We start from the raw sequence: 25607 nt of genomic DNA, 5'->3' as shown, positions 1-25607 counted from the left end.
GTGTCCCCCTCGGCCCTGAGACTGCGGGTGCGGTTCACCTGCAGTATGTGCTCAGGTTGGCAAAGTTTCAGCGCGCCAGCCAGTCGTCCAGCAGAGGCAGGGTCAGCTCCCCCACATGGCGCTCGAGCAGCTTCCCTTCGGCGTCGAACAGCAGTGTTGTGGGTAGCCCGGGAGATTGACTCGCGGCCAGCAGTTGCTGGCGCGGGTCGAGCAGGGGGTAGCGAAAGTCCAGGCCGGCCTCGTCCAGGTAGCGCGCGACCTGAACCAGCGGCTCGCCCTGATTGGCCACGACCACGGTGACGTCGTCGCGTTGGTCGATGTCGGCCAGCAACGGCATCTCGCGCCGGCAAGGCGGGCACCAGGTGGCCCATAGATTGATGATCAGCGGCTTGCCGGTGGGGCCGCCTGCCAGCGAGGCCAGTTCGATGGGGGCGCCATCGACGTCTTCCAGGGTCAGCTCTGGCACGCGTTGCGGCGCCGGACTTGCCGACAGCGGCGCCCAGCTGACCAGCGCCAGCCAGGCAAGCGAGGCGACCAGCGTCAGACCCAGGGCACCGAGCAGGGCGCCAAGGCGATCACGCAGTGACCACAGGGTCCACAGGGCGGCGGCGACCAGCCCCCAGACCCCGCTGTAGCCGGGCAGCCACAGCTTGATGATATCCAGCCATTTGTCCTGATAGGCGGCCCAGTGCGGCAGCACGTGCCCGAGCCGAGCGCCGACCAGCCAGGCCAGCATCAGGCCGTTGAACCAGCGACCGTGGCGGCGGCGGGGCAGGCCCAGCAGGAAGGCGCTGGCGGCCAGCAGCAACAGGGTGACGACGAGGGCGTAGAGACGCGGCAGGCTCACTAGCACCGGTCCGATGGCGATGGCATCCATGGATGGGGCGAACTCCATTGGGGAAACGCGAAAGCACGAAAATGCGCAGGCGAGCAGGTACACTTGGTGGGCTCGATCCGGCAAGGCTACTGCGCCCGATGCGCGCTGTCATCCCGAGCCGCCTGCCGGGCCATCGGTTTTCGAGCCATCTCTCTGATCAGGATCTGTGATGTCACCACCCAAGACCTTCGACCCCTTGCGCGCCCTGGCCATCGGCAGCCAGGCCCTCGGCTTCGTGATGATCTTTGTGCTCGGCACCACCCTGGAGCACCCGCGCCCGTGGCAGGGGCTCACCCTGGGGCTGATGCTGGTGGTGGCGTTGGTAGTAGCGATAGCCCGTCGTTACCGCAACAACCGCCTGCAGAAGTTCCGTGACGATCGGCGCCAGCGGCTGTTGGGTGATGATGAGGGCGATGACGAGGGTGACGAGGGACGAGACTGACGCTGGTAGTCAGCACTCTCTATCAGTCCGTCGTTACCGCAACAACCGCCTGCAGAAGTTCCGTGACGAACGGCGCCAGCGGCTTTTGTCAGAAGACGAGGGCGACGAAGAAGCAGGAGAAGGCGAGGGGCGCGATTGACCAACAGCGTCAGGCCCGGACCTCTCGGGTCGATGAGGCGCAGCGGGCCGGATCGATGGCGGTAAGCCTCAGCCAGTGCCCCTCCGGCATCCGGCACAGCACCACCCGAAAGGCGCACTGACGCGAGGTGCTGTTGTCTCCCTCCCAGCTCTGTACAAAGCCGCACTCGTGTCCGCAGTCTTCCAGGCGTCGACGCAGCGCAGGAAAGCTGGCGGCGTCGACCTCGAGATTCAGTGTCCTCGGCGGCGTCGGGGTGTGGCTCGCCAGCAACATCAGCACCTGGGTGTTCTCGCCGCCCCCCAATTCAAGGGTCACCCCAGTGTCGCTGGCGACCAGCACCCGAAGGCCCAGTGTCGTCTCGAAGAACTGACGCATTCCCGCCAGGTCGCTGACCTCCAGGGCGCCTGGCTCCAGACTGAGATGCTGCATGACATGCCTCCGTGGGATCATGTGTCGGATTCAGTCTGGCGCCGAAGCCGCTGGTTTTCCCTTCAAGCCTGTTTATGGCCTTTATCGCCTGGCGCTATGGGCGTGGCGATTGGCCGCTTGCAGGTGCCTCCTTGCAGCCCTTTCCAGGGCGTCTTGCCTATCTTCCTTTTCATCCAAGTGGACGACGTCTTCGTCCATAGGTCGCCCTGCCTGAGTATGACAAATCGGCGGCAATGACGTGACCGCCGCATGACAGTCGCCCCCAACTCCTTGTTTTTTATACCTCTGGCGAGGTAATGCCGGTGCGCTTGCTCCGTGTGCAGGGAAATTTGTCATCTCAATGACATTGTCTAGACAACTGGCCTTCATCTTTGATGTCCAGACTGGCGCCATTCCTAGAGGAGAGGCGTCATGTCCATTCCCACCATCATCGTCGAGCGACTCAACAAGAACTTCGGCCATAGCCGAGTGCTCGAGGATGTCAGTTTCGAGATCACCCCGGGGGAGATCGTTGCGCTGATCGGCCCGTCCGGCTCCGGCAAGTCCACCCTGATGCGTCATCTGGTCGGACTGACCTGCTGCAACCGTGATCGCGGTGGCCGAGTCAGCCTGCTGGGGCGCGAGATCCAGGCCAGCGGTCGCCTTCGCCGGGCCAGCCGTGGCCAGCGCTGCCGGGTCGGCTACATCTTTCAGCAGTTCAACCTGGTCAATCGCCTCAGCGTGCTGACCAATGTGCTGATCGGCCAGCTCGGGCGCATGCCGCGGGCGCGGGCGCTGCTCGGTCGCTTCAGCGACGAGGAACGCCAACGGGCCCTTCAGTGCCTGGCCCGGGTCGGCCTCGAGGGCATGGCCTACCAGCGTGCCAACACCCTTTCCGGCGGTCAGCAGCAGCGGGTGGCCATCGCCCGGGTGCTGATGCAGGACGCCGACGTCATCCTCGCCGACGAGCCCATCGCCTCGCTGGACCCGCGCAGCGCCCGGGAGGTGATGGAGATCCTCGAGCGGATTCACGCCGAGGATGGCCGCACCGTGGTCATCACCCTGCATCAGGTCGATATCGCCCGGCGCTACTGCCACCGGGCCATCGCGCTCAAGGATGGGCGCCTGTACTTCGACGGCAAGACCTCCGAGCTGACCGACGCACGCCTCAAGACCCTGTACGAGAACGCCGGCCTCGACGAGCTGCGTGCCGGCAGTCAACCCGACCTGCCGTCACCGCTGCGTGAGCCGAGCTACACCCAGGCCCAGACGGCTGTGTCGGCGCAGGTCGTCCATAGCTGAGCCACCACATCCTGCGACACCTGTTCCCACAACGACCGATAACCTTCAGGAGAATCCCATGTCTCTCGCATCCTTTCGTCGCCTGTCGCTGCCGCTGATCGCCGGTATTGGCCTTGCCGCCAGTGCCCAGCTGGCCGCCGCCGAGACCGAGACCCTCAAGTTCGGCATCATCTCCACCGAGGCCAGCCAGAATCTGGCGCCGCTGTGGGACCCGTTCCTGGCCGATATGTCCGAGCAGATCGGCATGGAGGTCGAGCCCTTCTTCGCCACCGACTACGCCGCGGTGATCCAGGCCATGCGCTTTGATCAGATCGACCTGGCCTGGTACGGCAACAAGTCGGCCATGGAAGCCGTCGATCGTGCCGACGGCGAGATCTTCGCCCAGACCGTGGCGGCCAACGGAGCCCCGGGCTACTGGAGTCTGATGATCACCCACAAGGACAGCGACATCGAAAGCGTCGATGACGTCCTGGCCAACGCCTCCGAGCTGGTGTTCGGCAACGGCGATCCCAACTCCACCTCCGGCTATCTGGTGCCGGGCTACTACGTCTTCGCCAAGAACGGTGTCGACGCCTCGTCAGCCTTCAAGCGCACCCTGAACTCCAGCCACGAGACCAACGCCCTGGCGGTGGCCAATCAGCAGGTCGACGTGGCCACCTTCAATACCGAAGGCATGGAGCGTCTGGAAGTGACCGCGCCGGACAAGGCCGAGCAGCTGCGGGTGATCTGGAAGTCGCCGCTGATCCCGTCCGACCCGCTGGTGTGGCGCGGCGACCTAGACGACGCCACCAAGGAAAAGCTGCGTGAGTTCTTCCTGAACTACGGCGATGACGCCGAAGAGCAGCAGATTCTCGAGCCGCTGCAGTGGTCTGGCTTCGATGCCTCCGACAACGACCAGCTGTTGCCGATCCGTCAGCTGGCGCTGTTCAAGGAGCGCTCCGAGGTGGCCAAGGACGAAAGCCTGAGTGAAGGCGATCGCGAGGCCCGACTGGCCGAGATCGACAGCCAGCTCGACGATCTCGACGCGCGCATGAAGGAAGTGCAGGCCGCCGAGGCGATGCCCGAGGACGCTGCCGCCAACGCCGGCTGATGTGACGCTAGGCCGCGCCGGGACGAAGGCCCGGCGCGGCCTGGACCGCTCACGCTGTCACCGCTTTCTCAAGTTCCCCAGGAAAACGCATGACCACCCAGACACAACTTTCCGGCATCAGCCTGCCGCCCAAGCGTAGCTGGACCACCCTGGCGCTGTGGGGCGTCGGCCTGGCGGTGCTGGCCTGGTCCTGGCAGGGCGTCGAGATGCGCCCGAGCCTGCTGGTGACCAACGCCGACAATATGGCGACCCTGGCCGGCGACTTCTTTCCCCCGGCCTTCGGCAACCTCGGCCACTACATCGAGCAGATGCTGGTGACCATCCAGATCGCCATCTGGGGCACCCTGCTGGCCATCCTGGTCGCCATTCCGGCGAGCCTTCTGTGTTCCGAGAATCTGGTGCCCTGGTGGGTCTACCAGCCGGTGCGCCGACTGATGGACGCCACCCGCGCCATCAACGAGCTGGTGTTCGCCATGCTGTTCGTGGTGGCGGTGGGGCTTGGACCCTTCGCCGGGACCCTGGCGCTGTTCATCCACACCACCGGGGTGCTGGCCAAGCTGTTTTCCGAAGCGGTGGAAGCCGCCGAGGCCGGGCCCATGGAAGGCATTCGGGTCACCGGAGCAGGGCGCATCGAGGAGATCGTGTTCGGTCTGATTCCCCAGGTGCTGCCGCTGTGGATCTCGGTGAGCCTGTATCGCTTCGAGTCCAATATCCGCTCGGCCACGGTGCTCGGCATGGTCGGTGGCGGCGGTATCGGGGTGGCGTTGTGGGAGACCATGCGCGGATTCCAGTACGCCGAGACGGCCACCATCATGCTCGTGATCATCATCGCCGTGACGGCGCTGGACATGGCCTCGCAGTTCGTACGCAAGCGCTTCATCTAGGCTGACACAGCAGAGCCGAGACAGCAGACCTGACACAGCAGGCCAGGGACGGCTGGTCTGCCGGTGGCTTCGGCCACCACCCGATACCTTCTTTTTTTGGAGCGAAGATGTCTAGACAAGTGACCGAGGCAGGCAGCCCGCCGCGCTATCGCCAGTTGGCCGATGTCCTCTCGCGCGAAGTCCGGGCGCAGTACTCACCCGGCGAGCTGCTGCCCAGCGAAGCGGCGCTGTCCAGACGTTTCGGTGTCAACCGCCACACCGTACGCCGGGCGCTGGACGAACTGGTGGCCGCCGGCATGGTGACCCGTCACCAGGGCCGTGGCACCCAGGTGGTGGACCGCCGCCTGGACTATGCGGTCAACGCCGCCAGCAAGGTCACCCACAACCTGGCGGAACTGGGCCTGGCCACCGAGACCTGCTGCCTGACCCAGGGCCTGGCGGTACCGCCGGAGGCCATCGCCCAGCGCTTTGCGCGTGGGCCGGGCGAGAGCCTTCTGTGTGTCGACACCATGCGCCACGTCGACCGGGCCCCGCTGTTGCGGCTGCGCCACTGGTTCGACCCCGAACGGGTGCCGGGCTGGCTAGATCGCTATCGCGGTGGTTCGACCCGGGCGCTGCTGGACCAGCACTACGGGCTGCGACTGAGGCGCTCCCGGGTGCGCCTGGAAGCGGTCCAGGCCGACGCCGACGACAGCCGCATGCTGCAGTGCGCCCGCCTGGCGCCGCTGGTGGTGCTGACCAGTGACAACGTCGACGCCGATGGTCGACTGGTGGAGATCTCCGTCAGTCGGGCACGGGCCGATCGGCTGGCCTATCACTTCGACTTTCCCGCGGACGAGCGTCCGCAGTCCCACGACGACGAGGGCTTCTCATGACCCCGACCATGACCCCGACGCAACGTCATCGCCTGCTCGCGTTGACTCCTTTCGACCGTCTTGCGCAAGGCTGGCAGTCCCTGGGCATCCAGGCGAGCCACCGCTGCGTGCGTGGCCCCGAGACCGGCATGGCGATGGTCCGTGGCCGCATGGGCGGCAGTGGATCGGCCTTCAACCTGGGCGAGATGACCCTGACCCGGGCAAGCGTCGCCCTCGATGACGGCACCCTTGGCCATGGCTGGGTGCGTGGTCGCGACAAGGCCCACGCCGAGTTGATCGCCCTGGTCGACGCCTGTGCCCACCACGACCACTGGGCCAGGCGTATCGACAGCGAACTGATGGCACCGCTCGAGCAGGCACTCGATGAGCAGCGCAACCAGGCCTCGCAGACCGCCGCCGCCACCCGCGTCGACTTCTTCACCATGGTAAGGGGCGAATGAACATGACCCAGCAGACCTCCGAGGCCGTCCGGCCCCACGACTGGCCGGGACTCGCCGATCCCGTTCACGACAGCCAGCGGCTGTTTCGTCAGCTGCTCGGCGCCATGTCCGAGCCCGGCACCCTGACCGAGCTTGTCTTGCCGGAGCTGCCGACCGGCGCGGCGATCTCGCCCGCCGCCTGGGGCGCGCTGCTGGCGCTGTGCGACCTCGATACCCGGGTGTGGGTGGACCAGGGGCTGGCTGGCGCCAACCTCGCCGCCGCCCTGGCCTTCCACACCGGGGCGCGACTGACCGACGACCCGGCCCAGGCCGACTTCGCCCTGGTGACCCCTGACACCCTGTCCCGCGAAGACGGCTTCGCGCTGGGCTCGGACGCCTGGCCCGATCGCAGCACCACCCTGATCGTGATGGTCGAGGCGCTTGCCCAGGGCGAGGACTGGTGGTTATCCGGTCCCGGGGTACCCGGTCAGCGCGGCCTTGCGCTGGGTAACGCCGAGCGCGCGCTGCCGTTGATGCGTGTGCTCGCCGCCAATCGTGCCCACTTCCCCCGGGGACTGGACGCCTTTATCAGCAGCGGGATGCGACTCACTGCTATCGCCCGCAGCACCCGCCTGGCCGGACCTGGATTGGCCGCCACCGATGACGCCGAACATCAAGAGGAGACCGCCTGATGTATGTCGCCGTGAAAGGAGGCGAGAAGGCCATCGCCAACGCCCATCGCTGGATGGCCGATCGTCGTCGTGGAGCGCGCGACCAGCGCGAACTCGAGGTGTCCCAGGTCCAGCAGCAGCTGGGGCTGGCGGTGGACCGGGTGATGGCCGAGGCCTCGCTGTACGATCCCGAGCTCGCCGCCCTGGCGCTCAAGCAGGCCAGCGGCGACACCGTCGAGGCGGTGTTTCTGCTGCGCGCCTATCGCACCACCTTGCCGAGGCTGGCCGAGACCCTGCCGGTGGATACCGGCGCGATGCGCATCGAGCGTCGCATCAGCGCCACCTTCAAGGACGTGCCCGGCGGCCAGGTGCTGGGCCCGACCTACGACTACACCCACCGGCTGCTCGACTTCATGCTGCTGGCCGGCGTGGAGACCGAGGACGCTACACCGGGGCCGCAGGGGGCCGAGGAAGGTCTCGAGGCCTGCCCCCAGATACTCGACTGTCTCAACCATGAAGGCCTGATCGAGCGGGAAGAGGACGACGGCAGCGAGCCCTACGACATCACCCGCGATCCCCCCGACTTTCCGGTGGATCGCGCCACCCGGCTGCAGATGCTGGCGCGTGGCGACGAGGGCTACCTGCTGGCGCTGGGCTATTCGACCCAGCGGGGCTACGGGCGCAACCACCCCTTCGCCGGCGAGATTCGCCAGGGGGCGGTGGAGGTCGAGATCGAGGTCGAGGGCTTCGATGGGCCGGTGTGCGTCGGCGAGATCGCCATGAGCGAGTGCCAGATGATCAACCAGTTCGCCGGCAGCGGTGACACCGCCCCCCAGTTCACCCGTGGCTACGGCCTGGCCTTCGGCCGCAACGAGCGCAAGACCATGGCCATGGCGCTGGTCGACCGCGCCCTGCGCGCCGAGGAGCTTGGCGAGCCGATCCAGAGCCCGGCCCAGCAGGCCGAGTTCGTGCTGGCCCACGCCGACAGCGTCGAGGCCTCGGGCTTTGTCTCGCACCTGAAGCTGCCGCACTACGTCGACTTCCAGTCGGAGCTTGAGCTGATTCGCCGCCTGCGTCGTGAGCACGCCGAGCGTACCGCCGCCACGGCCGAGGCCGTGTCCGACACCCAAGCCGCCAGCGCACGTCCTGCACCAGGCGATGGCGACAAGGCCGATCCCGAAAAGGCCCAGGCCAAGAACGTCCAGGAGAACGTCCGATGAACACCGCCATCGACAGCGGCTACAACTTCGCCTACCTGGACGAGCAGACCAAGCGCATGATCCGTCGCGCCCTGCTCAAGGCGGTGGCGATCCCCGGCTACCAGGTGCCCTTCGGCGGGCGCGAGATGCCGATGCCCTACGGCTGGGGCACCGGGGGCATGCAGCTGACCGCCAGCGTGCTGGGCGCCGACGACACCCTCAAGGTGATCGACCAGGGCGCCGACGACACCACCAACGCGGTCAGCATCCGCGCCTTCTTCGAGCGCGTCGCCGGGGTCGAGACCACCACCGCCACGGCAGAGGCCAGCGTGATCCAGACCCGTCACCGGATTCCCGAGAAGACCCTGCGCGCCGACCAGATCCTGATCTTCCAGGTGCCGATCCCCGAGCCGCTGCGCTTTATCGAGCCCAGCGAGGAGGAGACCCGGGTCATGCACGCGCTTGAGGAGTACGGGGTGATGCACGTCAAGCTCTACGAGGACATCGCCCGCCACGGCCATATCGCCACCACCTACGCCTACCCGGTGAAGGTCGACGGGCGCTACGTGATGGACCCCTCGCCGATTCCCAAGTTCGACAACCCCAAGCTGCACATGAGCGAGGCGCTGATGCTGTTCGGCGCCGGCCGCGAGAAGCGCCTCTACGCGATTCCGCCACATACCCGGGTGGAGAGCCTCGACTTCGAGGACCACCCCTTCGAGATCCAGGCCTGGGACGAGCCCTGCGCCATCTGCGGGGCCACCGACAGCTACCTGGACGAGGTCATCATCGATGATCAGGGCGCACGCATGTTCGTGTGCTCGGATACCGACTACTGCAACTCCCGCAGCGAGGAGAAGGCATGAAGCGCCCACAGCTTGAACGTCCCGCCCTGCTCGAGGCCCGCGCCATCCAGCGCCTGTACGGCCCCGGCAAGGGCTGCGAGGAGATCGACTTCACCCTGCACCAGGGCGAGGTGCTGGGCATCGTCGGCGAGTCCGGCTCGGGCAAGTCGACCCTGTTGCGGGTGCTCTCCGGGCTCGAGGCGCCGGATCGCGGTCAGGTGGTCTATCACGCCGGGGAGGCCGGCTCGGTCGGCGGCAGCCCCGGCAAGGACGAAACGCTCGACCTCTACGCCATCAGCGAGGCACGCCGCCGCGCCCTGCTGCGCATGGAGTGGGGCCTGGTCCACCAGAACCCCCGGGATGGCCTGCGCCTGGGCGTTTCCGCCGGGGCCAACGTCGGCGAGCGGCTGATGGCGCTGGGCCAGCGTCACTATGGCGAACTGCGCGCCGCCGGCCAGGACTGGATGGGCCGGGTCGAGCTCGACCCGGCGCGCATCGACGACGCCCCCCAGACCTTTTCCGGTGGCATGCAGCAGCGCCTGCAGATCGCCCGCACCCTGGTGACCCAGCCCAGGCTGGTGTTCATGGACGAGCCCACCGGCGGCCTCGACGTCTCGGTCCAGGCGCGGCTTCTGGACATGCTGCGCACCCTGACCCGGGAGCTCGGCCTGTCGGTGATCCTGGTCACCCACGACCTGGCAGTGGCCAGGCTGCTGGCCCACCGCCTGATGGTGATGCGCCGGGGCAGGGTGGTGGAGGCCGGGCTGACCGATCAGATCCTCGATGATCCGCAGCATCCCTACACCCAGCTGTTGGTGTCCTCGGTGCTGACGCCATGAATTCGCTTGCTCAGGAGTCCAAGATGACGTCCCCCTTTCTTACCGCCCGGCGGCTCGACAAGACCTTCGTGCTGCACGCCCAGGGCGGCCAGGCGCTGCCGGTGATGCGCGGTCTCGATCTGTCCCTGTCGCCGGGCGAGTGCCTGGTGCTGGCCGGGCGCAGCGGCATCGGCAAGAGCACCCTGTTGAAGATGGTCAACGGCAACTACCGGGTCAGCGGCGGGCAGCTGACGCTGCACTTCGAGGATGGCGAACTCGAGCTGTCGGCGCTGCCGGCCCACGCCTGGCACCTGCTGCGGCGCGACGTGATCGGCTACGTCAGCCAGTTTCTGCGGGTGGTGCCCCGGGTCTCGGCCCGGGAGGTGGTGATGGAGCCGCTGCTGGCCCGGGGCTGCGACGTGTCCGAGGCCCGCGCCCGTGCCGAGGCCCTGCTGGCGCGGCTCAACCTGCCCGAGCGACTGTGGGAGCTGGCGCCGGGCACCTTCTCCGGCGGTGAGCAGCAGCGGGTCAATATCGCCCGTGGCTTTATCGCCGAGCACCCGCTGTTGCTGCTCGACGAGCCCACGGCGTCGCTGGACGCCGCCAACCGCGAGGTGGTGGTGCAGTTGATCGAGGAGGCCAAGGCCCGTGGCACCGCCATGCTCGGCATCTTCCACGACGAGGAGGTGCGCGAGCGGGTCGCCGATCGCCTGCTGGAGCTGGAAGGGCATATGCTGCTTGGTGGCACCGACGCTGACCGCACCGCTTCCGACCAGACCTCATTCCGTCAGACCGACTCCGGGGAGTCCCTTTCATGAACCAGGATCAGATTCTGACCAACGCCAGGCTGGTGCTCGACGACGAGGTGGTGCACGGCAGCCTGGTGATCAAGGACGGCGAGATCAAGGCGCTGGAACGCGGCCCGGTGTCGCTGCCGGGGGTGATCGACTGCCAGGGCGATATCCTGATGCCCGGCATGATCGAGCTGCACACCGACAATATGGAAAAGTACTTCCAGCCAAGGCCCAAGGTGTCCTGGCCGGGCCGCCAGGCGGCGCTGGCCCACGACGCCCAGATGGCCGCCAGCGGCATCACCACGGTGTTCGACGCGGTGTCGATCGGTGACGTCGACGAGCAGAGCATGCGCCACGGGGCCCTCGACGAGATGGTCTCGTCCCTGGCTGCGATCAACGACAACGGCATGGCCCGGGTCGACCACCGTCTGCACCTGCGCTGCGAGGTGTGCCACCCGGATACTCTGGCGCGTTTCAAGAGCTTCATGGACTCGCCGCTGCTGGGGCTGGTGTCGCTGATGGATCACTCGCCGGGCCAGCGCCAGTTCGCCAGCCTTGACGCCTACCGGGTCTACTACCAGGGCAAGTACGGCCTGGACGATGCCAGCCTCGAGGCCTTTATCGAGAAGCAGCTGGCCAACAGCGCCGCCTATTCCAGCGCCCACCGTCGCGCCATCGCCGAGCTGTGCAGCGAGCGCGGCCTGGCCCTGGCCAGCCATGACGACGCCACCGTCGCCCATGTGGCGGAAAGCCTCGAGTACGGCACCCGGGTAGCGGAGTTCCCCACCACCCGGGAGGCCGCCGAGGCCTCCCATCGTCACGGCATGGCGGTGATGATGGGCGCCCCCAACGTGGTCCGCGGCGGCTCCCACTCCGGCAATATCGCCGCGGCCGAGCTGGTGCGCCTGGGCGTGCTCGACATCCTGTCCTCCGACTACTATCCAGCGGCGCTGCTCGATGCGGTCTTCCGTATCGCCGCCATGGAGGACGGCTACGACCTGCCCCGCGCGGTGGCCACGGCCTCGCGTAGGCCGGCCGAGGCCGTGGGCCTTGATGATCGCGGACGCATCGCTCAGGGACTGCGCGCCGATCTGGTGCGGGTGCGCGAGGTCGATGGCCATCCGCTGGTCCAGCGCGTGTGGTGCGCGGGCAGGCAGGTGCACTGATGCTGGTCTACCTGATCGGCGCCAGCGGCGTGGGCAAGGACAGCCTGCTCGACGCCGTGCGAAAGCGGCGCCCGGACCTGCTGGTGGCGCACCGCTACATCACCCGGCCAAGCGGCGTCGGCGAGGACTCGGTGGCGCTGTCGCCGGCCGAGTTCGAGGCCCGGCGGGCACGCGGCCTGTTCTGCCTTCACTGGGTCGCCCACGGGCTTCACTACGGCGTCGGCATCGAGGTGGAGGCCTGGCTCACGGCGGGGGCCACGGTGCTGCTCAACGGCAGTCGTCGCGAGCTGGCGGCCGCCCGTGCGCGCTTCGGCGAGCGCCTCACGCCGGTGGTGGTGACCGCCCCGCCCGAGGTGCTGCGTGAGCGGCTCGCCAGGCGCGGGCGCGAGAGCGACGATCAGATCGAGGCGCGCCTTGCGCGCCACGCCGAGGTGGAGGCCGAACTCGAGCGCTGCCATCCGGCGCTGGATCGCGTCGACAACGGTGGCAGCCTGGACGAGAGCGTCCGGGCGCTGGAGGCGATCATCGCCTCCCGCCACTGACGGAGCCGGCGTCGAGCCTGTCGGCGCCGGCCTTGTGTCGATCGCCGACTACAGCGGCAGTGCGTACCACCTCATCAGCGCAAGCGGCTTGTGCCCCTTGCTTCAGCTCGGAGACTTCCATGGAGTTTCGCTTCAACGGCACCGGAGACAGCGCCCAGGTGCCTCGCTTCGGCTGCGACTGCCGCGCCTGCACTCGGGCCAGGGTGTTCACCAGCCATCAGCGTGGCCCCTGCTGCGCCGAGCTGAGCGTGGACGGCCGGCGCTACCTGCTCGACGCCGGGCGCATGGACCTGGCCCATAGCTGCGAGCTGGAGCGTCCCGCCGCCTTCTTCGTCACCCACTATCACGCCGACCACGTGCAGGGGCTGTTTCACCTGCGCTGGGGGACCGGCACGTCGATCCCGGTCTACGGCCCCAAGGATCCCAACGGCTGCGCCGATCTCTATCGCAACAGCGGCATCCTCGACTTCCAGCCGGGGCTCAAGCCGTTCAAGTCGCTGGACTTCGACGGGCTGACGGTGACCCCGGTGCCGCTCAATCACAGCAAGCCGACCCTCGGTTACTGCCTGGATGATGGCGGCACCCGTCTGGCTTACCTGACCGACACCCAGGGTCTGCCCGGCGCCACCGAGCGTTTTCTGCGCCAGTGGGACGCCGACGTCGTCGTGCTCGACGCCTGCCACCCGGCCAGCCAGCTCGAGACGCGCAACCACAACAGCATCACCCAGGCGCTGGAGATCATCACCCGGCTCGACCCGCCCCGGGCCTATCTCACCCACATCAGCCATGAACTGGACGCCGAGCGCCTGGACCAGCCGATCCCCTTGCCGCCTAAGGTGCGCATCGCCCGGGACGGCGAGACGTTGGAGGACTGGGATCGCCTGGACGCCGTCTGCTAGGGCTTGCAGGAAAAGTGCCTGCGCTCGGTAATACGGCATTAAAAATCGGCTGGTGCGACAGTCCGGTCAAAGTGCTCATTTACGCCTCGTAAACTGCGCTGTCTCACCGATTTTTGCCTTGTCTAACCATCGCTCGCCGGCTTTTCGTACTTAAGCCCAGGCTAGGCGCGGCCTTGGCTTCCTTCATGCTGACTTATCTGCGAGAGCACCCCTGATCATGTCCGATATCCCCACGCCGTCTGTGTCTGACGGCTCCTTATCTTGTGAATCGCCCAGTGACTCGCCCAGTGACTCGCCCAGTGACTCGCCCAGCGACTCATCCAGCGCGCTGGACCAGCCGACGTCCCCGCGTCTTTCCGAGCGGCCCAACGTCGCTACCGATGCTCGCCTGCACCACACTGAGCTTGGGCGCTTCACCGAGGTCGGCAGTCGCTGCGTGTTCAACCATGTCAGTCTCGGCGACTACAGCTATATCGAGCGTGACGGCGACGTCATGTTCGCCACCGTCGGCAAGTTCACCTCCATCGCTGCCAGCGTGCGCATCAATCCGAGCAACCACCCCTGGTGGAGGCCGACCCTGCACCACTTCAGCTACCGCCCCGGCAAGTTCGGCTTCAGTGACGAGGCCCTCGACGGCGAGGTATTTGCCTGGCGCGAGGCGGATCGGGTGGATATCGGCCACGACGTCTGGATCGGCCATGGCGCCATCGTGCTGCCCGGCGTGACCATCGGTCATGGCGCCATCGTCGGCGCCGGCAGCGTGGTGACCAGAGACGTGCCGGCCTACCACATCGTGGTGGGCAACCCCGCCCGGGTGCTCAGGCCACGCTTCGATGATCCTTCCATCGCCGAACGGCTCGAACGCCTGGCCTGGTGGGACTGGCCGGACGAGCGTATCAAGGCCCATCTGAAGGGCTTTCAAGGCAACGTCGAGGACTTTCTGGCCGAGGCGGAGCGGGGGACATCCAGGTAGGGACAAAAGGGGCTGGCGGTGTGGGGGAGGCTTCATGACCCCTAGTCGGTTGGACATTGACGTTATAGGGCGCCGACATACGCTAGCGACTTTGCTGAATTGAAACGATTGATGACGCTTTGATGGCAGCGTTGTGAATCGCCGCCTAGCTTTCCTGAATCGTCGGGGGGAGCGCTCGAGCAGTGGCCAGGGCTCGCAGATTCTCTCCGGCTCTGTCGGCGACCGACCCTGCTCAGGAGTGCCCCTTTTGATCCACCGCCTCTTTTCCCCTGTGCAGCGCCCTCCGACCCTGACGGAGGCGCTGATATCGCTGATCGCCCTGGTGGTCGGCATCGGCGTGTCCATCGTCGTCTACGGTCTCGACCCGCAGATTCCCATGTTGCTGGGGGTGATCGTGGCAAGTCTGGTGGCGCTGCGCTGCGGCTACCGCTGGGACGATATTCAGGAAGGCATGGTGCGAGGCATCCACAACGCCCTGCCGGCGCTGATCATCCTGATGGTGGTGGGGGTACTGATCGGGGTGTGGATTCAGGCCGGGGTGGTGCCGACGCTGATTTCCTATGGCCTCAAGCTGCTGTCGCCGACGATCTTCCTGCCGGCGGCGGTGGTCATCTGCGCCATCTCGTCGCTGGCGACCGGGTCGAGCTGGGGCACCTCCGGCACCCTGGGGGTGGCGCTGATGGGGATCGGCGGCTCGCTGGGGATTCCGCTGCCGCTGGTGGCCGGGGCGGTGCTGTCCGGGGCCTACTTCGGCGACAAGATGTCGCCTCTGTCGGATACCACCAACCTGGCACCGGCCATGGCCGGTACCGACCTGTTCTCCCATATCAAGCACATGTCCTACACCACCGGGGTCAGCATTGGCCTGACCCTGGTGATCGAGATGGCGCTGAGCCTTTACTACTCGGGCACGTCCGGCGGGCTCGAGCGGGTCGAGGTGATGCAACAGACCCTGGCGGCGCACTACGTCATCAACCCGGTGCTGCTGCTGCCGCCCTTGCTGGTGCTGTTCGTGTCCTACAAGCGGCTGCCGGCGATACCTGGCATCACCCTGGGGGTCATCGCCGGTGGTCTCTGTGCGCTGGGCATGCAGGGGGCCGGCTACGCCGAACTGATGCAGGTGGCCTTTGGTGGCGTGACCTCCGATACCGGTGTCGAGGCGGTGGACAGCCTGCTTAGCCGCGGCGGCCTGAACTCGATGTTCTACACCATCAGTCTGGTCATCGTGGCGATGATGTTCGGCGGGGTCATGGAGCGCACCCAGCAGCTCAGGACCATCGCCGAGACCATTCTGAAGGCGGCAAGGACCCGGGGCTCGCTGATCCTGTCCACGGTGCTGACGTCGATCGGCGCCAATGTGGTGCTGTGCGATCAGTACATGGCCATCGTCATGGGCGCACGCACCTACGCCGAGGCCTACCGAGAGCGGGGACTGGCGCCGGAGAACCTGTCCCGGGCGGTGGAGGATTCGGCCACCGTCACCGCCAATCTGGTGCCCTGGAACTCCGGCGGCGCCTACCAGGCGGCGACGCTGGGAGTCGCGACGATTGCCTATCTGCCGTTCAACTTCTTCTGCTGGTTGTCGCCGCTGGTCACCGTGCTCTACGGCTACACCGGCTGGACGATCAAGCCGCTGGCAGCACCCGAGGACGACGCTACACCAGAGGTACCAGGCGCCAAGGAGTGAAGACAGCGCCACGCCAAAGGAGTGAAGACAGCGCCAAGGGGGCGGTGGCGCGGCCGCCCGGCGAGAGGGGAGGCGGGATGGGTTTATCCAGTGACCGCCTCCATTGCCGCCGGCACATCAAGGATCAGTGGCTGATCATCCAGGGGCGCGCAGACGGAAAGGTCTTGTGACCGTCGGCGGTGTAGAACAGCCTGGGCTTGTCGCGCGGTCGATGCCGGCAGCCGCCGTCCTGCTCGCTTGCGTGGTTGCCGTGGCGGGGCTCATGGGCCGCGCGTTCATTTCTGTCCATGGCCTGGCGACGCTCTGGCGCCATGTCGAGCAGCCCCGGTGACACCAGCAACACCCTTGGTGCCAGGTCGCCGCACTCTGGGCAGGGCTGGGTATCGCCGCTGGCATCCATCGCGACCAGTTCATGAAACAGACCGTGCTCAGGGCACTTGTAGTCGTAGACGGGCATCTGTCAGCTCCTCCTCAATGGTCCTTGTCCGATGTCTGGTCCGAAGCCTTGTCGGGCGCCAGCGGCAGGTCCTTGCCGTCGACCTGCTTCGTCGGGCCATCGGCACCGGGCTTGATGTCGAAGTCGAAGATATCCGTGGGTAGCCAGAGCGTGGCGCAGGCATTGGGCACGTCCACCACGCCGCTGATGTGACCCTGGGCCGGCGCGCAGCCGAGCAGCGAATAGGCCTGGGAGCGGCTATAGCCGAACTTGGTCAGGTACTCGATCGCGTTGAGGCAGGCCTGACGGTAGGCGATGTGAACGTCGAGGTAGTGCTGCTTGCCCTGCTCGTCGACGGAGATTCCCTCGAAGATCAGGTAGTCGTCGTAGCGCGGAGCGATCTTCGACGGCTTGAAGATGGGATTCCTGATGCCGTACTTGGCCATGCCGTCCTTGATCAGCTTGACCCTCAGGTGGATCCAGCCGGCCATCTCGATGGCGCCGCAGAAGGTGATCTCTCCATCACCCTGGCTGAAGTGCAAATCGCCCACCGACAGACCCGCATCCTTGACGTAGACAGGGAAGTACACCGTCGAGCCGCGAGACAGGTCCTTGATATCGCAGTTGCCGCCGTGCTCGCGTGGCGGCACCGTGCGGGCACCCTCGGCGGCGGCACGGTCGCGGGCATCACCGTTTAGCTTTCCCATATGGGCGGTGTCGGCGTAGGGCAGGTTGACCAGGCCCGGCACACGGTCAGGGTCGCTGTCGTAGAGCGTCTTCTCGCGTCGGTTCCACTCCTCGAGCAGGGGCCGGGACGGCAGGGTGCCGATCAGGCCGGGATGGATGAGACCGGCGAACTCGACGCCAGGAATATGACGGGAAGAGGTCATCATGCCGTTGAAGTCCCAGATCGACTTCTGGGCCTGGGGGAAGTGCTCGGTCAGGAAACCGCCGCCGTTCTGCTTGGAGAAGAAGCCGTTGAAGCCCCACTGGCTGTCGCCAAAGGCACCGATGTCGAGGATGTCGACCACCAGCAGGTCGCCGGGCTCGGCCCCTTCGACGCCCACCGGACCCGACAGAAAGTGCACTTGGGAAAGGTCCACGTCGCGCACGTCCTCGGCGCTGTCGTCGTTGTGGATCTGCCCTCCGGTCCAGTCGTGACACTCGATGATGAAGTCGTCGCCAGGCTTGACCATGGCGGCCATGGGTATGTCCGGATGCCAGCGGTTGTGTACCTGGGCGTTGTCGTAGGGGGATTGGTGCAGATCGATCTTGATAAGAGTATCGGCCATGATGCGCGTGCTCCCGTGAAGACGATAAACGAGTGACCCCGTGGTCGACCCGTGACTTCACTATCGGAAACATTTGCTCGGCTCACCATGAGGTGGGCCAGGTGATGCCTAGATTGTCAGACCGTGTGCCAAGACACCTGACGCAAGAAGCGAAAAAAGGCGCCACCTGCGGTAGTAACCTCAGGTGGCGCCTTGGGGCAGGTCTGATCGACGATCAGCCCATCAAGAGATCAGCGATGGCAGCGTCGGTCTGCCGGTCTACTGATCCCACTTCGGTGCGAAATCGGGGCTGGCGACGCGCTCGCCCCGATCCAGCTTGGCGATGGCGTCCATGTCCTCCTGGGACAGCTCGAGCTTCAGCGCCTCGAGATTGCTCTTGAGGTTCTGCTCCTTGGTCGAGGAGGGGAAGGTCGGGATGCCGAGCTGGTTGAGCCAGGCGATGGCGACCTGGGCCGGATTGGCGCCATGCTTCTCGGCGATGGTCTTCAGCGTCTCGTCCTCGAGCACCTTGCCCACGGCCAGCGGCATGAAGGCGGTGGGGATGATGCCGTGGCGTTCGCAGTGGGCGATCAGTTCGCGGTTCTGCAGGAAGGGGTGGACCTCGATCTGGTTGGTCAGGATCTCACCCTTGCCGAGGATATCCACCGCCTGATCGATGTGCGCCTTGGTGAAGTTGGACACCCCAATGTGGCGCGCCTTGCCGGCGTCCTTCACTTCCTTGAGGGCGGTCAGGTAGTCGCGCATGGGGACTTCATCATCCGGCGACGGCCAGTGAATCAGCAGCAGGTCGACGTAGCCGGTGCCCAGCTTGGACAGGCTCTCCTCGACGCTTGCCTTGAGCGATACCGGATCCAGACGATCCCACCACACCTTGGTGGTCAGGAAGATCTCGTCGCGGGGGACCGAACTCGCTTCGATGGCGGAGCCGACCTCGGCTTCGTTGCCGTAGAACTGGGCGGTATCGATATGCCGATAGCCGAGCTTCAGCGCGGTGGTGACCGCGTGACGCAGGGTGTCGCCCGTCAGGCGAAAGGTACCGAGACCGGGGTTGGGGATAGGCTGAGACATCTTGGCTCCATTGTCGTGGCGAGGCCCGCACAGCGGGACCCTGGATTCCTTTGTCACCGGCAGGCCGGTGTTTTGCCGATACGTGCTTCGATGTGTCGTTAATGACATGCGGGGAGACCCTTGCGACTTCAAGGGTTCGTCAAAAAAATTTAGCAGGCGAAGCAATGATGCGACAGCCACGAGGCTCTCCCGTTCGCTCGGTGGCTGTCGCGGGACGCGGGTCGCGGGTCGCGGGCTTCAGGCGCTGGCCAGGCGAGCGGCGCGACGCTGATCGAGCCTGCCGGACAGCCGGGTCAGCACCAGCGCCGCCAGCACGATGATGGCGCCGATCCAGGCGGTGTCGGTCAGCGCGAGGTGCGTGACCACCTGGCCTCCGACCACCGAGCCCAGCGCGATGCCGATATTGAAGGCAGCGATATTGAGCCCTGAGGCCACGTCCACCGCTTCGGGCACATAGCGCTCGGCCAGCTTGACCACGTAGACCTGCAGCCCCGGCACGTTACCGAAGGCGAAGGCGCCCCACACCAGGATCGTCAGCACTACCGCAATCGGGTGGACGGCGCTGACGCTGAGCACCAGCAGGATGGCGACGAGTCCGGCAAAGATCAGGGTCAGGGCGGGGATGGGGCCGAGACGGTCGGCCAGCCTGCCGCCATAAAGGTTGCCGATGGCCACCGAGGCGCCGTAGACCAGCATGATCAGGCTGACCATGGACGGCGCGAAGCCGGTGGTCTGCTCGAGGATCGGGGCGAGGAAGGTGAAGGCGGTGAAGGTGCCGCCGTAGCCCAGGATGGTGATGGCGTAGACCAGCAGCAGTCGCGGATGGGTCAGTACCTTGAGTTGCTGGCCCAGCGTCGCCGGAGCCGAGCGCTTGAGGTTGGCAGGAATCAGCAGGGCGCTGCCGATCAGGGCGAGCAGGCCGAGCGCCGAGACCACCAGGAAGGTCGCGCGCCAGCCGAAGGTCTGGCCGATCCAGGTGCCCAGCGGCACGCCGGTGACCAGCGCCACGGTCAGGCCGGTGAACATGATGGCGATGGCGCTGGCTTCCTTGTCCTTGGCGACCAGGCTGGTGGCAATGGTGGAGCCGATCGAGAAGAACACGCCGTGGGCGAGGCCGGTCAGTATGCGGGCGGTGATCAGCGAACCATACCCGGGGGCCTGCCAGGCCAGTAGATTGCCGGCGATGAACAGCGTCATCAGGCCGAGCAGGACCCACTTGCGATTGAAGCGGCCGGTCAGGGCGGTCAGTACCGGTGCCCCTACCGCGACACCGGCAGCGTAGAGGCTGACCAGCAGTCCCGCAGAGGGCAGGCTGACGCCCAGGTCCTGGGCGATGGTGGGCACCAGTCCGACGATGACGAACTCGGTGGTACCGATGGCGAAGGCGCTGAGGGTCAGCGCAAATAGCGCGATGGGCATCTGTTTCTCCTGTCGAGATGGCGTCGTCTCGGAGACGACTTGACGACGCGGAGTCTGGCGGAGGAGACTTTTGCGATAAACGCGTCCAATTGAGAAACACCTTTGTCGCTATCGAGACAATTGCGCGCTAAACAGAAACGAGATAAACAGAAACGAACTCAGCAGCGCCGAACCGAACAGGAACCGCAACGATGAAGACCCGCTCAGAAGATCTGGAACTGCTGCTGGCGGTGGTCGATAGCGGCGGCTTCAGCGCAGCCGCGTCGCGCCTGGACGTCCCGGTGGCGCGGGTCTCCCGGGCGGTGCAGCGCCTGGAACAGCGCCTCGAGGTCCCGCTTTTAAACCGCACCACGCGAAGCGTCGCCCTGACCGATGAAGGCTGTCGCTTTATCGAGCAGGTGCGCGTCGGGCTCGAGCGCTTGATCGCCGCCGAAGAGTCGCTGGCGCTGGGACGCGGCGAGCCCCGCGGGCGCCTGCGAGTGGATGCCGCCAGCCCCTTCGTGCTGCACCAGCTGGTGCCTCTGGTGGGAGAATTCCGTCGTCGCTATCCCGGTATCGAGCTGGAGCTCTCCGCCAGCGACGGCATCATCAATCTGCTAGAGCAGCGTGCCGACGTGGCCATTCGCATCGGTGCCCTGGCGGACTCCACCCTGCACGCCCGGTTGCTGGGGCGCTCGCGGTTGTATCTGGTGGCGAGCCCCGCCTATCTCGAGCGGGCCGGACGGCCAGCCTCGGTGGCGGAGCTGGCCGATCATCAGCTGATTGGCTTTCTCGCGCCGACAGCGCTCAATCGCTGGCCAGTGGAGGGCCTGGACGAGGAGATCACGCCCACGCTTGCGACCTCCAGTGGCGAGGTGATGCGAAACCTGTGCCTGGCCGGGGAGGGCATCGCCTGCCATTCGAACTTCATGGTGGGCGATGATATCGCCAGCGGACGCCTCGAGGTCATCCTGCCTGACGCCATGCGCCACGGCGGTCCCCGTGAACTGGTGCAGGCGGTGTACTACCGCAATACCGCCCTGTCGGCCCGCATTCAGGCGTTTCTCGATGTTATCCAGCCCAGGCTGCGGCTGTAACGGGCGGTCCTTGCCACCGGGTCAGCCCAGCGGGTTCTTGTGTCGGGCCATTTCCCACCGCTATTGCCAAGGGCTATTGCGAAGGGCTATTGCTTCGCTTCTGCCTGCACCTCGGCAAACCGATGACGAAAGCGCTGAACAAACTCCTCGGCCAGCCGCGACAGCGGCTGGTCCCGGGGTGTCAGCAGGTAGAAGGTCTCGGTCAGGGGCTCTTGCAGCGGTAGCGCAATGCTGTCGCTGCCGCCCATGGCGCGGGCGTTGAGGGCGTCGACGATGGCGATGCCGGCGCCCTGGCCAACCAGCCGGGTTGCCTGCAGCGCCAGCGACACCTCCAGCCGCGAGCGCGGCGCGACGCCTCGCTCGGCCAGGGCACGCTCCAGCGTCTGGCGGCTGGGGTCTCCCGGTTCATAGTGGATCAGCGTCTGGCCGTCGAGGTCCTCAAGGGCGATGCTCTCGCGCCTTGCCAGTGGATGATCCCGGGGCAGCAGGCAGACGCTATCGAGGGTGAAGGCTGACGCACCGAGGCGTTCGTCCTGGCCTCCCAGCAGGGAAAAACCGATCTCCGAGCGCTGGGTGACCACGTCTTCCACCACCTGCTCGGAGCGGTAGGTGGACAATCGTAGGTGCTGGTCCGGGTGATCCTTGGCCATCCCGGCGATGACGTCCGGGACAAAGGTCAGGCCGAGCAGCGGCATGGCGCTGATGCCGAGCCCGCCAAGCTCGCGCTGGCGAATCCGCCGGGCGCTGTCTCTGAGGTGTTCCAGTCCCTGCCACAGGCGCTGCTGTTCGCGATAGAACAGGCGCGCCTCCGGCGTCGGTACCAGACGTCCCTTGATCCGCGAGAACAGCGCAAAGCCGAGGTCGTGTTCGAGCTGCTTCAACAGCCGAGTGACGCCTGGCTGGGCGATGCGCATGCGGCTGGCGGCGGCGGTGACGCTGCCGCTGTCCATGGTGTGCTGAAAGGCCTGCAACTGGCGGTCACTGAGCCGGGGGCTGTCCATCGCTGTCCTCCATCGAAACCTCCACTGAACCCACCCATCAGCCCCACCCATCAGCCCTGCATCCAGCCCTGCATCGAAAGGAGCCATAACATCAGGGCATGGGTTTGCCATTGATTGGTATTGGATCGTATGGGATGTGACTTCTATCGTCGAGTCATCGGCAATCGACGGCTAGGGTTTCGAGGCTTCCATGGCACACGAGGTGATGATCGTTGGCGGGGGTGTGGTTGGCATGGCGGTGGCCTACGGGCTTGCGCGCCGTGGCCGTCGCGTCTGCGTTCTCGATGAACACGATACCGCGCTCAAGGCCTCCCGGGGCAACGCGGGCCTGGTCTGGGTCCAGGGCAAGGGTACCGGTATGCCCGCCTACGCGGCGATGTCGCTGGCCTCGAGTCGAGCCTGGCCGAGATTCGCCGGCGAGCTTGGCAAGCGCACCGGGGTGGATCTGGAGTTCGAGCAGCCCGGAGGCGTCGATCTGTGTCTCGACGACGACGAGGTGCGTAAGCGTTGCGCCGAGTACCAGGCACTGTACGACGCGCCCTGGGCCCGTGAGGCCGGCGTGCGCTGGGAGTACCTGGAGGGCACGCGGCTTGAGCGACTGCTGCCGGGCCTTGGCGGCGACGTCCCGGGGGGCATCTGGACACCCCACGACGGCCACTGCAATCCGCTGTTTCTGCTGCGCGCACTCTACAGCGCCTGCCAGGCGCTTGGCGTGGACGTACGGCCTCATCATCCGGTCGCCTCGATCGACCCCGGCGAGGCGGGCTTTGTTGCCCACACCGCCCGTGGCGTCGTGCGTGCCGAACGGCTGGTACTGGCCTGCGGACTGGGGGCGGCGCGGCTGGCACCGCCGCTGGGTCTCTGCTGTCGGGTCACGCCGGTGCGCGGCCAGGTGCTGGTCAGCGAGCGCCTGCCCGCCGCCGGCCGCCTGCCGACACCGCAGATCCGCCAGACGGCGAGCGGCGGCTACCTGATCGGCGACGTGCTCGAGCACGTTGGCCACGACACCCGGGTCACCCTCGATACCCTGCACGCCCTGGCGCGGCGGGCGGTGACCATCTATCCCGATCTGGCGTCGGCGCGCCTGGTGCGCAGCTGGGCGGCGCTGAGGATCATGACGCCGGACGGCTGCCCCGTCTACGAGGCCTCGCAGCGCTATCCCGGGGCCTACAACCTGAGCTGCCACAGCGGCATCACCCTGGCCGCCTTTCACGCCGATGAGCTGGCCGCAGCGCTGGACGATGATCGGCTCACCGAGCGCTATCCGCTCTTCTCGGGAGGACGCTTCGATGTTCAAGCGGCATGAAAGGGCCACGGCCACACCCGAGGTCACCATCACCATCGACGGCGCACCATACCAGGTGCCCTCGACGCTTAGCGTGGCGGCCGCGGTGTTGATGCACCAGGGCGCTGCTGGCTACCGCCGCCACGCCGCCGGTGGCCATCGCGCGCCGCTGTGCATGATGGGGGTGTGCCACGACTGCCTGATTACCATCGACGATGCCCCCAATCGGCAGGGCTGTCTGGTCACGGTGGAGCAGGGCATGCGGGTACGCCGTCAGCTCGACGAAGAGACAGCGACGGCTTCCCGGTTGGACACCACCAACCATGCCAGTGGTGACGACCTAAGGGGGCGCGACGATGCAGACCTGTGAGCCGAAGGAAACCGACGTCACCGACGCCACCGACGGCAGCAAGGACCGCGCCCGAGTGGTGGTGCTCGGCGCCGGCCCTGCCGGCATGGCGGCGGCCCTGAGACTGGCCGAGGCCGGCCTGCGCGCGCTGGTACTGGATCAGGCCAGGGCGCCGGGCGGGCAGATCTATCGCGATCTCGACCAGCCCCAGCTCGACGCCGCCGTCATGGGCAAGGACTACCATCGCGGTCGGGCCCTGGTCGGCGCCTTCCTGGATGCCGCCAGGCGGGGCGAGATCGACTATCGCCCGGGCACGCGGGTGTGGTGGATCGAGGCGCTGGGCGATGCCCTGAACGACGCCCTGAACGACGCCCATCGCCTGGGCGTGAGGGGGCACGATGGCATCAGCCGGGAACTGGTTGCGGAGCGTCTGATCATCGCCACCGGCGCCATGGAGCGGGGCTGGCCCTTCCCCGGCTGGCAGCTACCTGGGGTGATGCAGGCCGGCGCTGCCCAGATCCTGATGAAGCAGGGCGCGCTGCTGACCGAGGGGCCGCCGGTGCTGGCGGGCAACGGGCCACTGCTGTACCTGCTGGCCTGGCAGTACCTCAACGCCGGCTGCCCGCCCCGGATGATCCTCGATACGGCGCCGAACCTGGGACTGGCGCGGACCCTGCGCCATCCGCTCAGGGCCTGGCGGGCGCGCGGCTACCTCGCCAAGGGCGCACGCATGCTGGCGGCGTTGAGGCGGGCTGGGGTGCCGATCGTGCGTGGCGTCCAGTCGCTGGCCGCCGAGGGCGACCAGCGCCTGACCGGGGTGCGCTATCGGCGGCGTGGAGATGGCCAAGAGCACAGGCTCAAGACCGATTGGCTGCTGACCCATATGGGGGTGGTGCCCGAGCCGCAGCTCCCCCGAGGGCTGGGCATCGAGCACCGCTGGCAGGAGGCTCAGCAGGCGTTCGTGCCAGATCGCCGCGACGACCTGTCGGTGCGCCCGGGCGTGTGGCTGGCCGGTGACGGCGGTGGCATCGGCGGCGCTGTGAACGCCGAACGCGAAGGGCGACTGGCGGCGCTGGCCGTGCTGGATGAGCTGATGGCTGACCTGATGGCTGACCCGCAGGACACGACAGCCAACGCGAAAGGCGCCGCGGCGCCGATACCAGACGCCGATAACCGCCGGGCGGTCGCCAGGGAGAGCGCCAGGGAGAGCTCCAGGGAAAGCGCCAGGGAAAGCGCCAGGGAAAGCGCCAGGGAAAGCGCCGCGCTGAGGCGCCGACGCCGCCAGGATCTGTCCGGCCGACGTCTGCTGGATGCGTTGTTCACTCCACCGGCGGACTGGGTCGAGCGACAGTCTGGCGAGACCCTGATCTGTCGCTGCGAAGGGGTGAGCCGGGCCCAACTCAAGGCGGCGCTGGAAGCAGGGCCCGCCGGGCCCAACCAGCTCAAGGCCTTCACCCGCTGTGGCATGGGCCCCTGCCAGGGACGGCTATGCGGCACCAATGTGTCGCGGTTGATGGCCCGCGAGCAGGGCCGCGACATGGACGAGGTCGGCTACTACCGCATTCGCCCACCGCTGACCTCCATCACGCTGGGCGAGCTGGCACTGGCGACCTCCGATCACCTGACCACACAATCACAATAGAGCGAGAAA

General features: G+C 66.7%; 27 protein-coding genes. 20 read left to right on the top strand and 7 right to left on the bottom strand.

All coding sequences use genetic code 11. The features are described 5' to 3' along the window. Positions 1-67: 67 nt before the first annotated feature. The gene (locus NFI08_RS03005) at positions 68-877 is read right to left on the bottom strand and encodes a TlpA family protein disulfide reductase (RefSeq protein WP_213230133.1); all 810 of its coding nucleotides are present in this window, start codon (positions 875-877) and stop codon (positions 68-70) included. A gap of 169 nt (positions 878-1046) precedes the next feature. Here NFI08_RS03005 and NFI08_RS03000 point away from each other — a divergent pair, with 169 nt between their 5' ends. Continuing rightward, entirely contained in the window at positions 1047-1319 is a 273-nt protein-coding gene (locus NFI08_RS03000) for a hypothetical protein (protein ID WP_349587129.1), read from the top strand. 148 nt (positions 1320-1467) lie between these two features. Here NFI08_RS03000 and NFI08_RS02995 read toward each other — a convergent pair whose 3' ends face one another. Continuing rightward, the gene (locus tag NFI08_RS02995) at positions 1468-1887 is read right to left on the bottom strand and encodes a VOC family protein (RefSeq protein WP_349587127.1); all 420 of its coding nucleotides are present in this window, start codon (positions 1885-1887) and stop codon (positions 1468-1470) included. A 411-nt stretch (positions 1888-2298) separates the two neighbouring features. Here NFI08_RS02995 and phnC point away from each other — a divergent pair, with 411 nt between their 5' ends. From phnC to nhaC, 15 genes are all read left to right on the top strand, one after another. Further along, entirely contained in the window at positions 2299-3168 is an 870-nt protein-coding gene (gene phnC, locus NFI08_RS02990) for a phosphonate ABC transporter ATP-binding protein (protein WP_108133444.1), read from the top strand. Positions 3169-3226: 58 nt separating this feature from the next. Next, positions 3227-4258 (top strand): phosphonate ABC transporter substrate-binding protein, encoded by a 1032-nt coding sequence (gene phnD, locus NFI08_RS02985; protein ID WP_349587124.1) that lies wholly within the window; start codon positions 3227-3229, stop codon positions 4256-4258. A gap of 89 nt (positions 4259-4347) precedes the next feature. Continuing rightward, positions 4348-5142, top strand: a complete 795-nt coding sequence (gene phnE, locus NFI08_RS02980; RefSeq protein ID WP_045994226.1) for a phosphonate ABC transporter, permease protein PhnE — start codon at positions 4348-4350, stop codon at positions 5140-5142. Between the two features lie 107 nt (positions 5143-5249). Continuing rightward, positions 5250-6017, top strand: a complete 768-nt coding sequence (gene phnF / locus NFI08_RS02975; RefSeq protein ID WP_349587120.1) for a phosphonate metabolism transcriptional regulator PhnF — start codon at positions 5250-5252, stop codon at positions 6015-6017. Next, entirely contained in the window at positions 6014-6457 is a 444-nt protein-coding gene (gene phnG, locus NFI08_RS02970; RefSeq protein WP_239452594.1) for a phosphonate C-P lyase system protein PhnG, read from the top strand. Before phnF ends, phnG begins: the two co-directional genes overlap by 4 nt. A gap of 2 nt (positions 6458-6459) precedes the next feature. Continuing rightward, positions 6460-7128: a phosphonate C-P lyase system protein PhnH gene (gene phnH / locus NFI08_RS02965; RefSeq protein ID WP_349587116.1), complete on the top strand. Its 669-nt coding sequence runs from the start codon at positions 6460-6462 to the stop codon at positions 7126-7128. Beyond that, the gene (locus tag NFI08_RS02960; RefSeq protein WP_349587113.1) at positions 7128-8327 is read left to right on the top strand and encodes a carbon-phosphorus lyase complex subunit; all 1200 of its coding nucleotides are present in this window, start codon (positions 7128-7130) and stop codon (positions 8325-8327) included. Before phnH ends, NFI08_RS02960 begins: the two co-directional genes overlap by 1 nt. Beyond that, positions 8324-9172 (top strand): alpha-D-ribose 1-methylphosphonate 5-phosphate C-P-lyase PhnJ, encoded by an 849-nt coding sequence (locus tag NFI08_RS02955; RefSeq protein WP_349587110.1) that lies wholly within the window; start codon positions 8324-8326, stop codon positions 9170-9172. The genes NFI08_RS02960 and NFI08_RS02955 overlap by 4 nt, the downstream gene beginning before the upstream one ends. After that, a complete protein-coding gene (gene phnK, locus NFI08_RS02950) occupies positions 9169-9990 on the top strand; it encodes a phosphonate C-P lyase system protein PhnK (protein ID WP_349587107.1) in 822 nt (273 codons plus the stop codon). The genes NFI08_RS02955 and phnK overlap by 4 nt, the downstream gene beginning before the upstream one ends. 23 nt (positions 9991-10013) lie before the next feature. Beyond that, positions 10014-10787: a phosphonate C-P lyase system protein PhnL gene (gene phnL, locus NFI08_RS02945; RefSeq protein ID WP_349587104.1), complete on the top strand. Its 774-nt coding sequence runs from the start codon at positions 10014-10016 to the stop codon at positions 10785-10787. Beyond that, positions 10784-11929, top strand: coding sequence for an alpha-D-ribose 1-methylphosphonate 5-triphosphate diphosphatase (locus NFI08_RS02940; protein WP_349587101.1), 1146 nt, complete (start codon positions 10784-10786; stop codon positions 11927-11929). Before phnL ends, NFI08_RS02940 begins: the two co-directional genes overlap by 4 nt. Continuing rightward, positions 11929-12471 (top strand): phosphonate metabolism protein/1,5-bisphosphokinase (PRPP-forming) PhnN, encoded by a 543-nt coding sequence (gene phnN, locus NFI08_RS02935; protein WP_349587098.1) that lies wholly within the window; start codon positions 11929-11931, stop codon positions 12469-12471. The genes NFI08_RS02940 and phnN overlap by 1 nt, the downstream gene beginning before the upstream one ends. Positions 12472-12590: 119 nt before the next feature. Beyond that, complete coding sequence (phnP, locus tag NFI08_RS02930; protein WP_349587095.1) at positions 12591-13370, top strand: phosphonate metabolism protein PhnP; 780 nt, start codon at positions 12591-12593, stop codon at positions 13368-13370. A 217-nt stretch (positions 13371-13587) separates the two neighbouring features. Further along, a complete protein-coding gene (locus NFI08_RS02925) occupies positions 13588-14343 on the top strand; it encodes a DapH/DapD/GlmU-related protein (RefSeq protein ID WP_349587092.1) in 756 nt (251 codons plus the stop codon). A 247-nt stretch (positions 14344-14590) separates the two neighbouring features. After that, positions 14591-16030 carry a Na+/H+ antiporter NhaC gene (gene nhaC, locus NFI08_RS02920; protein WP_349587089.1) on the top strand — a complete coding sequence of 480 codons (1440 nt, stop codon included), beginning with the start codon at positions 14591-14593 and terminating at the stop codon, positions 16028-16030. A 124-nt stretch (positions 16031-16154) separates the two neighbouring features. Here the strand turns inward: nhaC and NFI08_RS02915 are convergent, their stop codons facing one another. The 4 genes from NFI08_RS02915 to NFI08_RS02900 form a co-directional block, all read right to left on the bottom strand. Further along, positions 16155-16487, bottom strand: coding sequence for a zinc ribbon domain-containing protein (locus NFI08_RS02915; protein ID WP_349587086.1), 333 nt, complete (start codon positions 16485-16487; stop codon positions 16155-16157). Positions 16488-16501: 14 nt separating this feature from the next. After that, entirely contained in the window at positions 16502-17758 is a 1257-nt protein-coding gene (gene fmdA / locus NFI08_RS02910) for a formamidase (protein ID WP_349587083.1), read from the bottom strand. Positions 17759-18016: 258 nt separating this feature from the next. Continuing rightward, positions 18017-18826: a 2,5-didehydrogluconate reductase DkgB gene (dkgB, locus tag NFI08_RS02905; RefSeq protein ID WP_108449207.1), complete on the bottom strand. Its 810-nt coding sequence runs from the start codon at positions 18824-18826 to the stop codon at positions 18017-18019. A 237-nt stretch (positions 18827-19063) separates the two neighbouring features. After that, positions 19064-20245, bottom strand: a complete 1182-nt coding sequence (locus NFI08_RS02900) for an MFS transporter (RefSeq protein WP_349587079.1) — start codon at positions 20243-20245, stop codon at positions 19064-19066. A gap of 191 nt (positions 20246-20436) precedes the next feature. Between NFI08_RS02900 and NFI08_RS02895 the strand changes: the two genes are divergently transcribed. Beyond that, complete coding sequence (locus NFI08_RS02895) at positions 20437-21321, top strand: LysR family transcriptional regulator (RefSeq protein WP_045993670.1); 885 nt, start codon at positions 20437-20439, stop codon at positions 21319-21321. 86 nt (positions 21322-21407) lie between these two features. Here the strand turns inward: NFI08_RS02895 and NFI08_RS02890 are convergent, their stop codons facing one another. Next, entirely contained in the window at positions 21408-22322 is a 915-nt protein-coding gene (locus tag NFI08_RS02890) for a LysR substrate-binding domain-containing protein (protein WP_349587076.1), read from the bottom strand. A gap of 190 nt (positions 22323-22512) precedes the next feature. Between NFI08_RS02890 and NFI08_RS02885 the strand changes: the two genes are divergently transcribed. The 3 genes from NFI08_RS02885 to NFI08_RS02875 are packed head-to-tail and all read left to right on the top strand — an operon-like array spanning position 22513 to position 25598. Next, positions 22513-23628: an NAD(P)/FAD-dependent oxidoreductase gene (locus NFI08_RS02885; RefSeq protein WP_349587073.1), complete on the top strand. Its 1116-nt coding sequence runs from the start codon at positions 22513-22515 to the stop codon at positions 23626-23628. After that, a complete protein-coding gene (locus NFI08_RS02880; protein ID WP_108449211.1) occupies positions 23612-23977 on the top strand; it encodes a (2Fe-2S)-binding protein in 366 nt (121 codons plus the stop codon). Before NFI08_RS02885 ends, NFI08_RS02880 begins: the two co-directional genes overlap by 17 nt. Beyond that, positions 23964-25598, top strand: a complete 1635-nt coding sequence (locus NFI08_RS02875) for an FAD-dependent oxidoreductase (protein ID WP_349587069.1) — start codon at positions 23964-23966, stop codon at positions 25596-25598. The genes NFI08_RS02880 and NFI08_RS02875 overlap by 14 nt, the downstream gene beginning before the upstream one ends. Positions 25599-25607: the final 9 nt, after the last annotated feature.

It is taken from the genome of Halomonas sp. EF61 (assembly GCF_040147045.1).
GTDB classification, from domain to species: domain Bacteria; phylum Pseudomonadota; class Gammaproteobacteria; order Pseudomonadales; family Halomonadaceae; genus Halomonas; species Halomonas litopenaei.
Note: the sequence above shows the minus strand (reverse complement) of the source record. Positions and strands in the feature narration are given on the sequence as shown.

Coding starts and splice junctions, on each gene's coding strand:
- phnG (WP_239452594.1), top strand. CDS start 6,014: ATGACCCCGACCATGACCCCGACGCAACGTCATCGCCTGCTCGCGTTG.
- phnC (WP_108133444.1), top strand. CDS start 2,299: ATGTCCATTCCCACCATCATCGTCGAGCGACTCAACAAGAACTTCGGC.
- NFI08_RS02995 (WP_349587127.1), bottom strand. CDS start 1,887: ATGCAGCATCTCAGTCTGGAGCCAGGCGCCCTGGAGGTCAGCGACCTG.
- NFI08_RS03005 (WP_213230133.1), bottom strand. CDS start 877: ATGGATGCCATCGCCATCGGACCGGTGCTAGTGAGCCTGCCGCGTCTC.
- NFI08_RS02890 (WP_349587076.1), bottom strand. CDS start 22,322: ATGGACAGCCCCCGGCTCAGTGACCGCCAGTTGCAGGCCTTTCAGCAC.
- dkgB (WP_108449207.1), bottom strand. CDS start 18,826: ATGTCTCAGCCTATCCCCAACCCCGGTCTCGGTACCTTTCGCCTGACG.
- phnP (WP_349587095.1), top strand. CDS start 12,591: ATGGAGTTTCGCTTCAACGGCACCGGAGACAGCGCCCAGGTGCCTCGC.
- NFI08_RS02885 (WP_349587073.1), top strand. CDS start 22,513: ATGGCACACGAGGTGATGATCGTTGGCGGGGGTGTGGTTGGCATGGCG.
- phnE (WP_045994226.1), top strand. CDS start 4,348: ATGACCACCCAGACACAACTTTCCGGCATCAGCCTGCCGCCCAAGCGT.
- NFI08_RS02915 (WP_349587086.1), bottom strand. CDS start 16,487: ATGCCCGTCTACGACTACAAGTGCCCTGAGCACGGTCTGTTTCATGAA.
- phnD (WP_349587124.1), top strand. CDS start 3,227: ATGTCTCTCGCATCCTTTCGTCGCCTGTCGCTGCCGCTGATCGCCGGT.
- phnF (WP_349587120.1), top strand. CDS start 5,250: ATGTCTAGACAAGTGACCGAGGCAGGCAGCCCGCCGCGCTATCGCCAG.
- NFI08_RS02875 (WP_349587069.1), top strand. CDS start 23,964: ATGCAGACCTGTGAGCCGAAGGAAACCGACGTCACCGACGCCACCGAC.
- NFI08_RS02925 (WP_349587092.1), top strand. CDS start 13,588: ATGTCCGATATCCCCACGCCGTCTGTGTCTGACGGCTCCTTATCTTGT.
- NFI08_RS02955 (WP_349587110.1), top strand. CDS start 8,324: ATGAACACCGCCATCGACAGCGGCTACAACTTCGCCTACCTGGACGAG.
- NFI08_RS02900 (WP_349587079.1), bottom strand. CDS start 20,245: ATGCCCATCGCGCTATTTGCGCTGACCCTCAGCGCCTTCGCCATCGGT.
- phnH (WP_349587116.1), top strand. CDS start 6,460: ATGACCCAGCAGACCTCCGAGGCCGTCCGGCCCCACGACTGGCCGGGA.
- NFI08_RS02940 (WP_349587101.1), top strand. CDS start 10,784: ATGAACCAGGATCAGATTCTGACCAACGCCAGGCTGGTGCTCGACGAC.
- fmdA (WP_349587083.1), bottom strand. CDS start 17,758: ATGGCCGATACTCTTATCAAGATCGATCTGCACCAATCCCCCTACGAC.
- NFI08_RS02895 (WP_045993670.1), top strand. CDS start 20,437: ATGAAGACCCGCTCAGAAGATCTGGAACTGCTGCTGGCGGTGGTCGAT.
- phnK (WP_349587107.1), top strand. CDS start 9,169: ATGAAGCGCCCACAGCTTGAACGTCCCGCCCTGCTCGAGGCCCGCGCC.
- NFI08_RS02880 (WP_108449211.1), top strand. CDS start 23,612: ATGTTCAAGCGGCATGAAAGGGCCACGGCCACACCCGAGGTCACCATC.
- phnN (WP_349587098.1), top strand. CDS start 11,929: ATGCTGGTCTACCTGATCGGCGCCAGCGGCGTGGGCAAGGACAGCCTG.
- NFI08_RS03000 (WP_349587129.1), top strand. CDS start 1,047: ATGTCACCACCCAAGACCTTCGACCCCTTGCGCGCCCTGGCCATCGGC.
- phnL (WP_349587104.1), top strand. CDS start 10,014: ATGACGTCCCCCTTTCTTACCGCCCGGCGGCTCGACAAGACCTTCGTG.
- NFI08_RS02960 (WP_349587113.1), top strand. CDS start 7,128: ATGTATGTCGCCGTGAAAGGAGGCGAGAAGGCCATCGCCAACGCCCAT.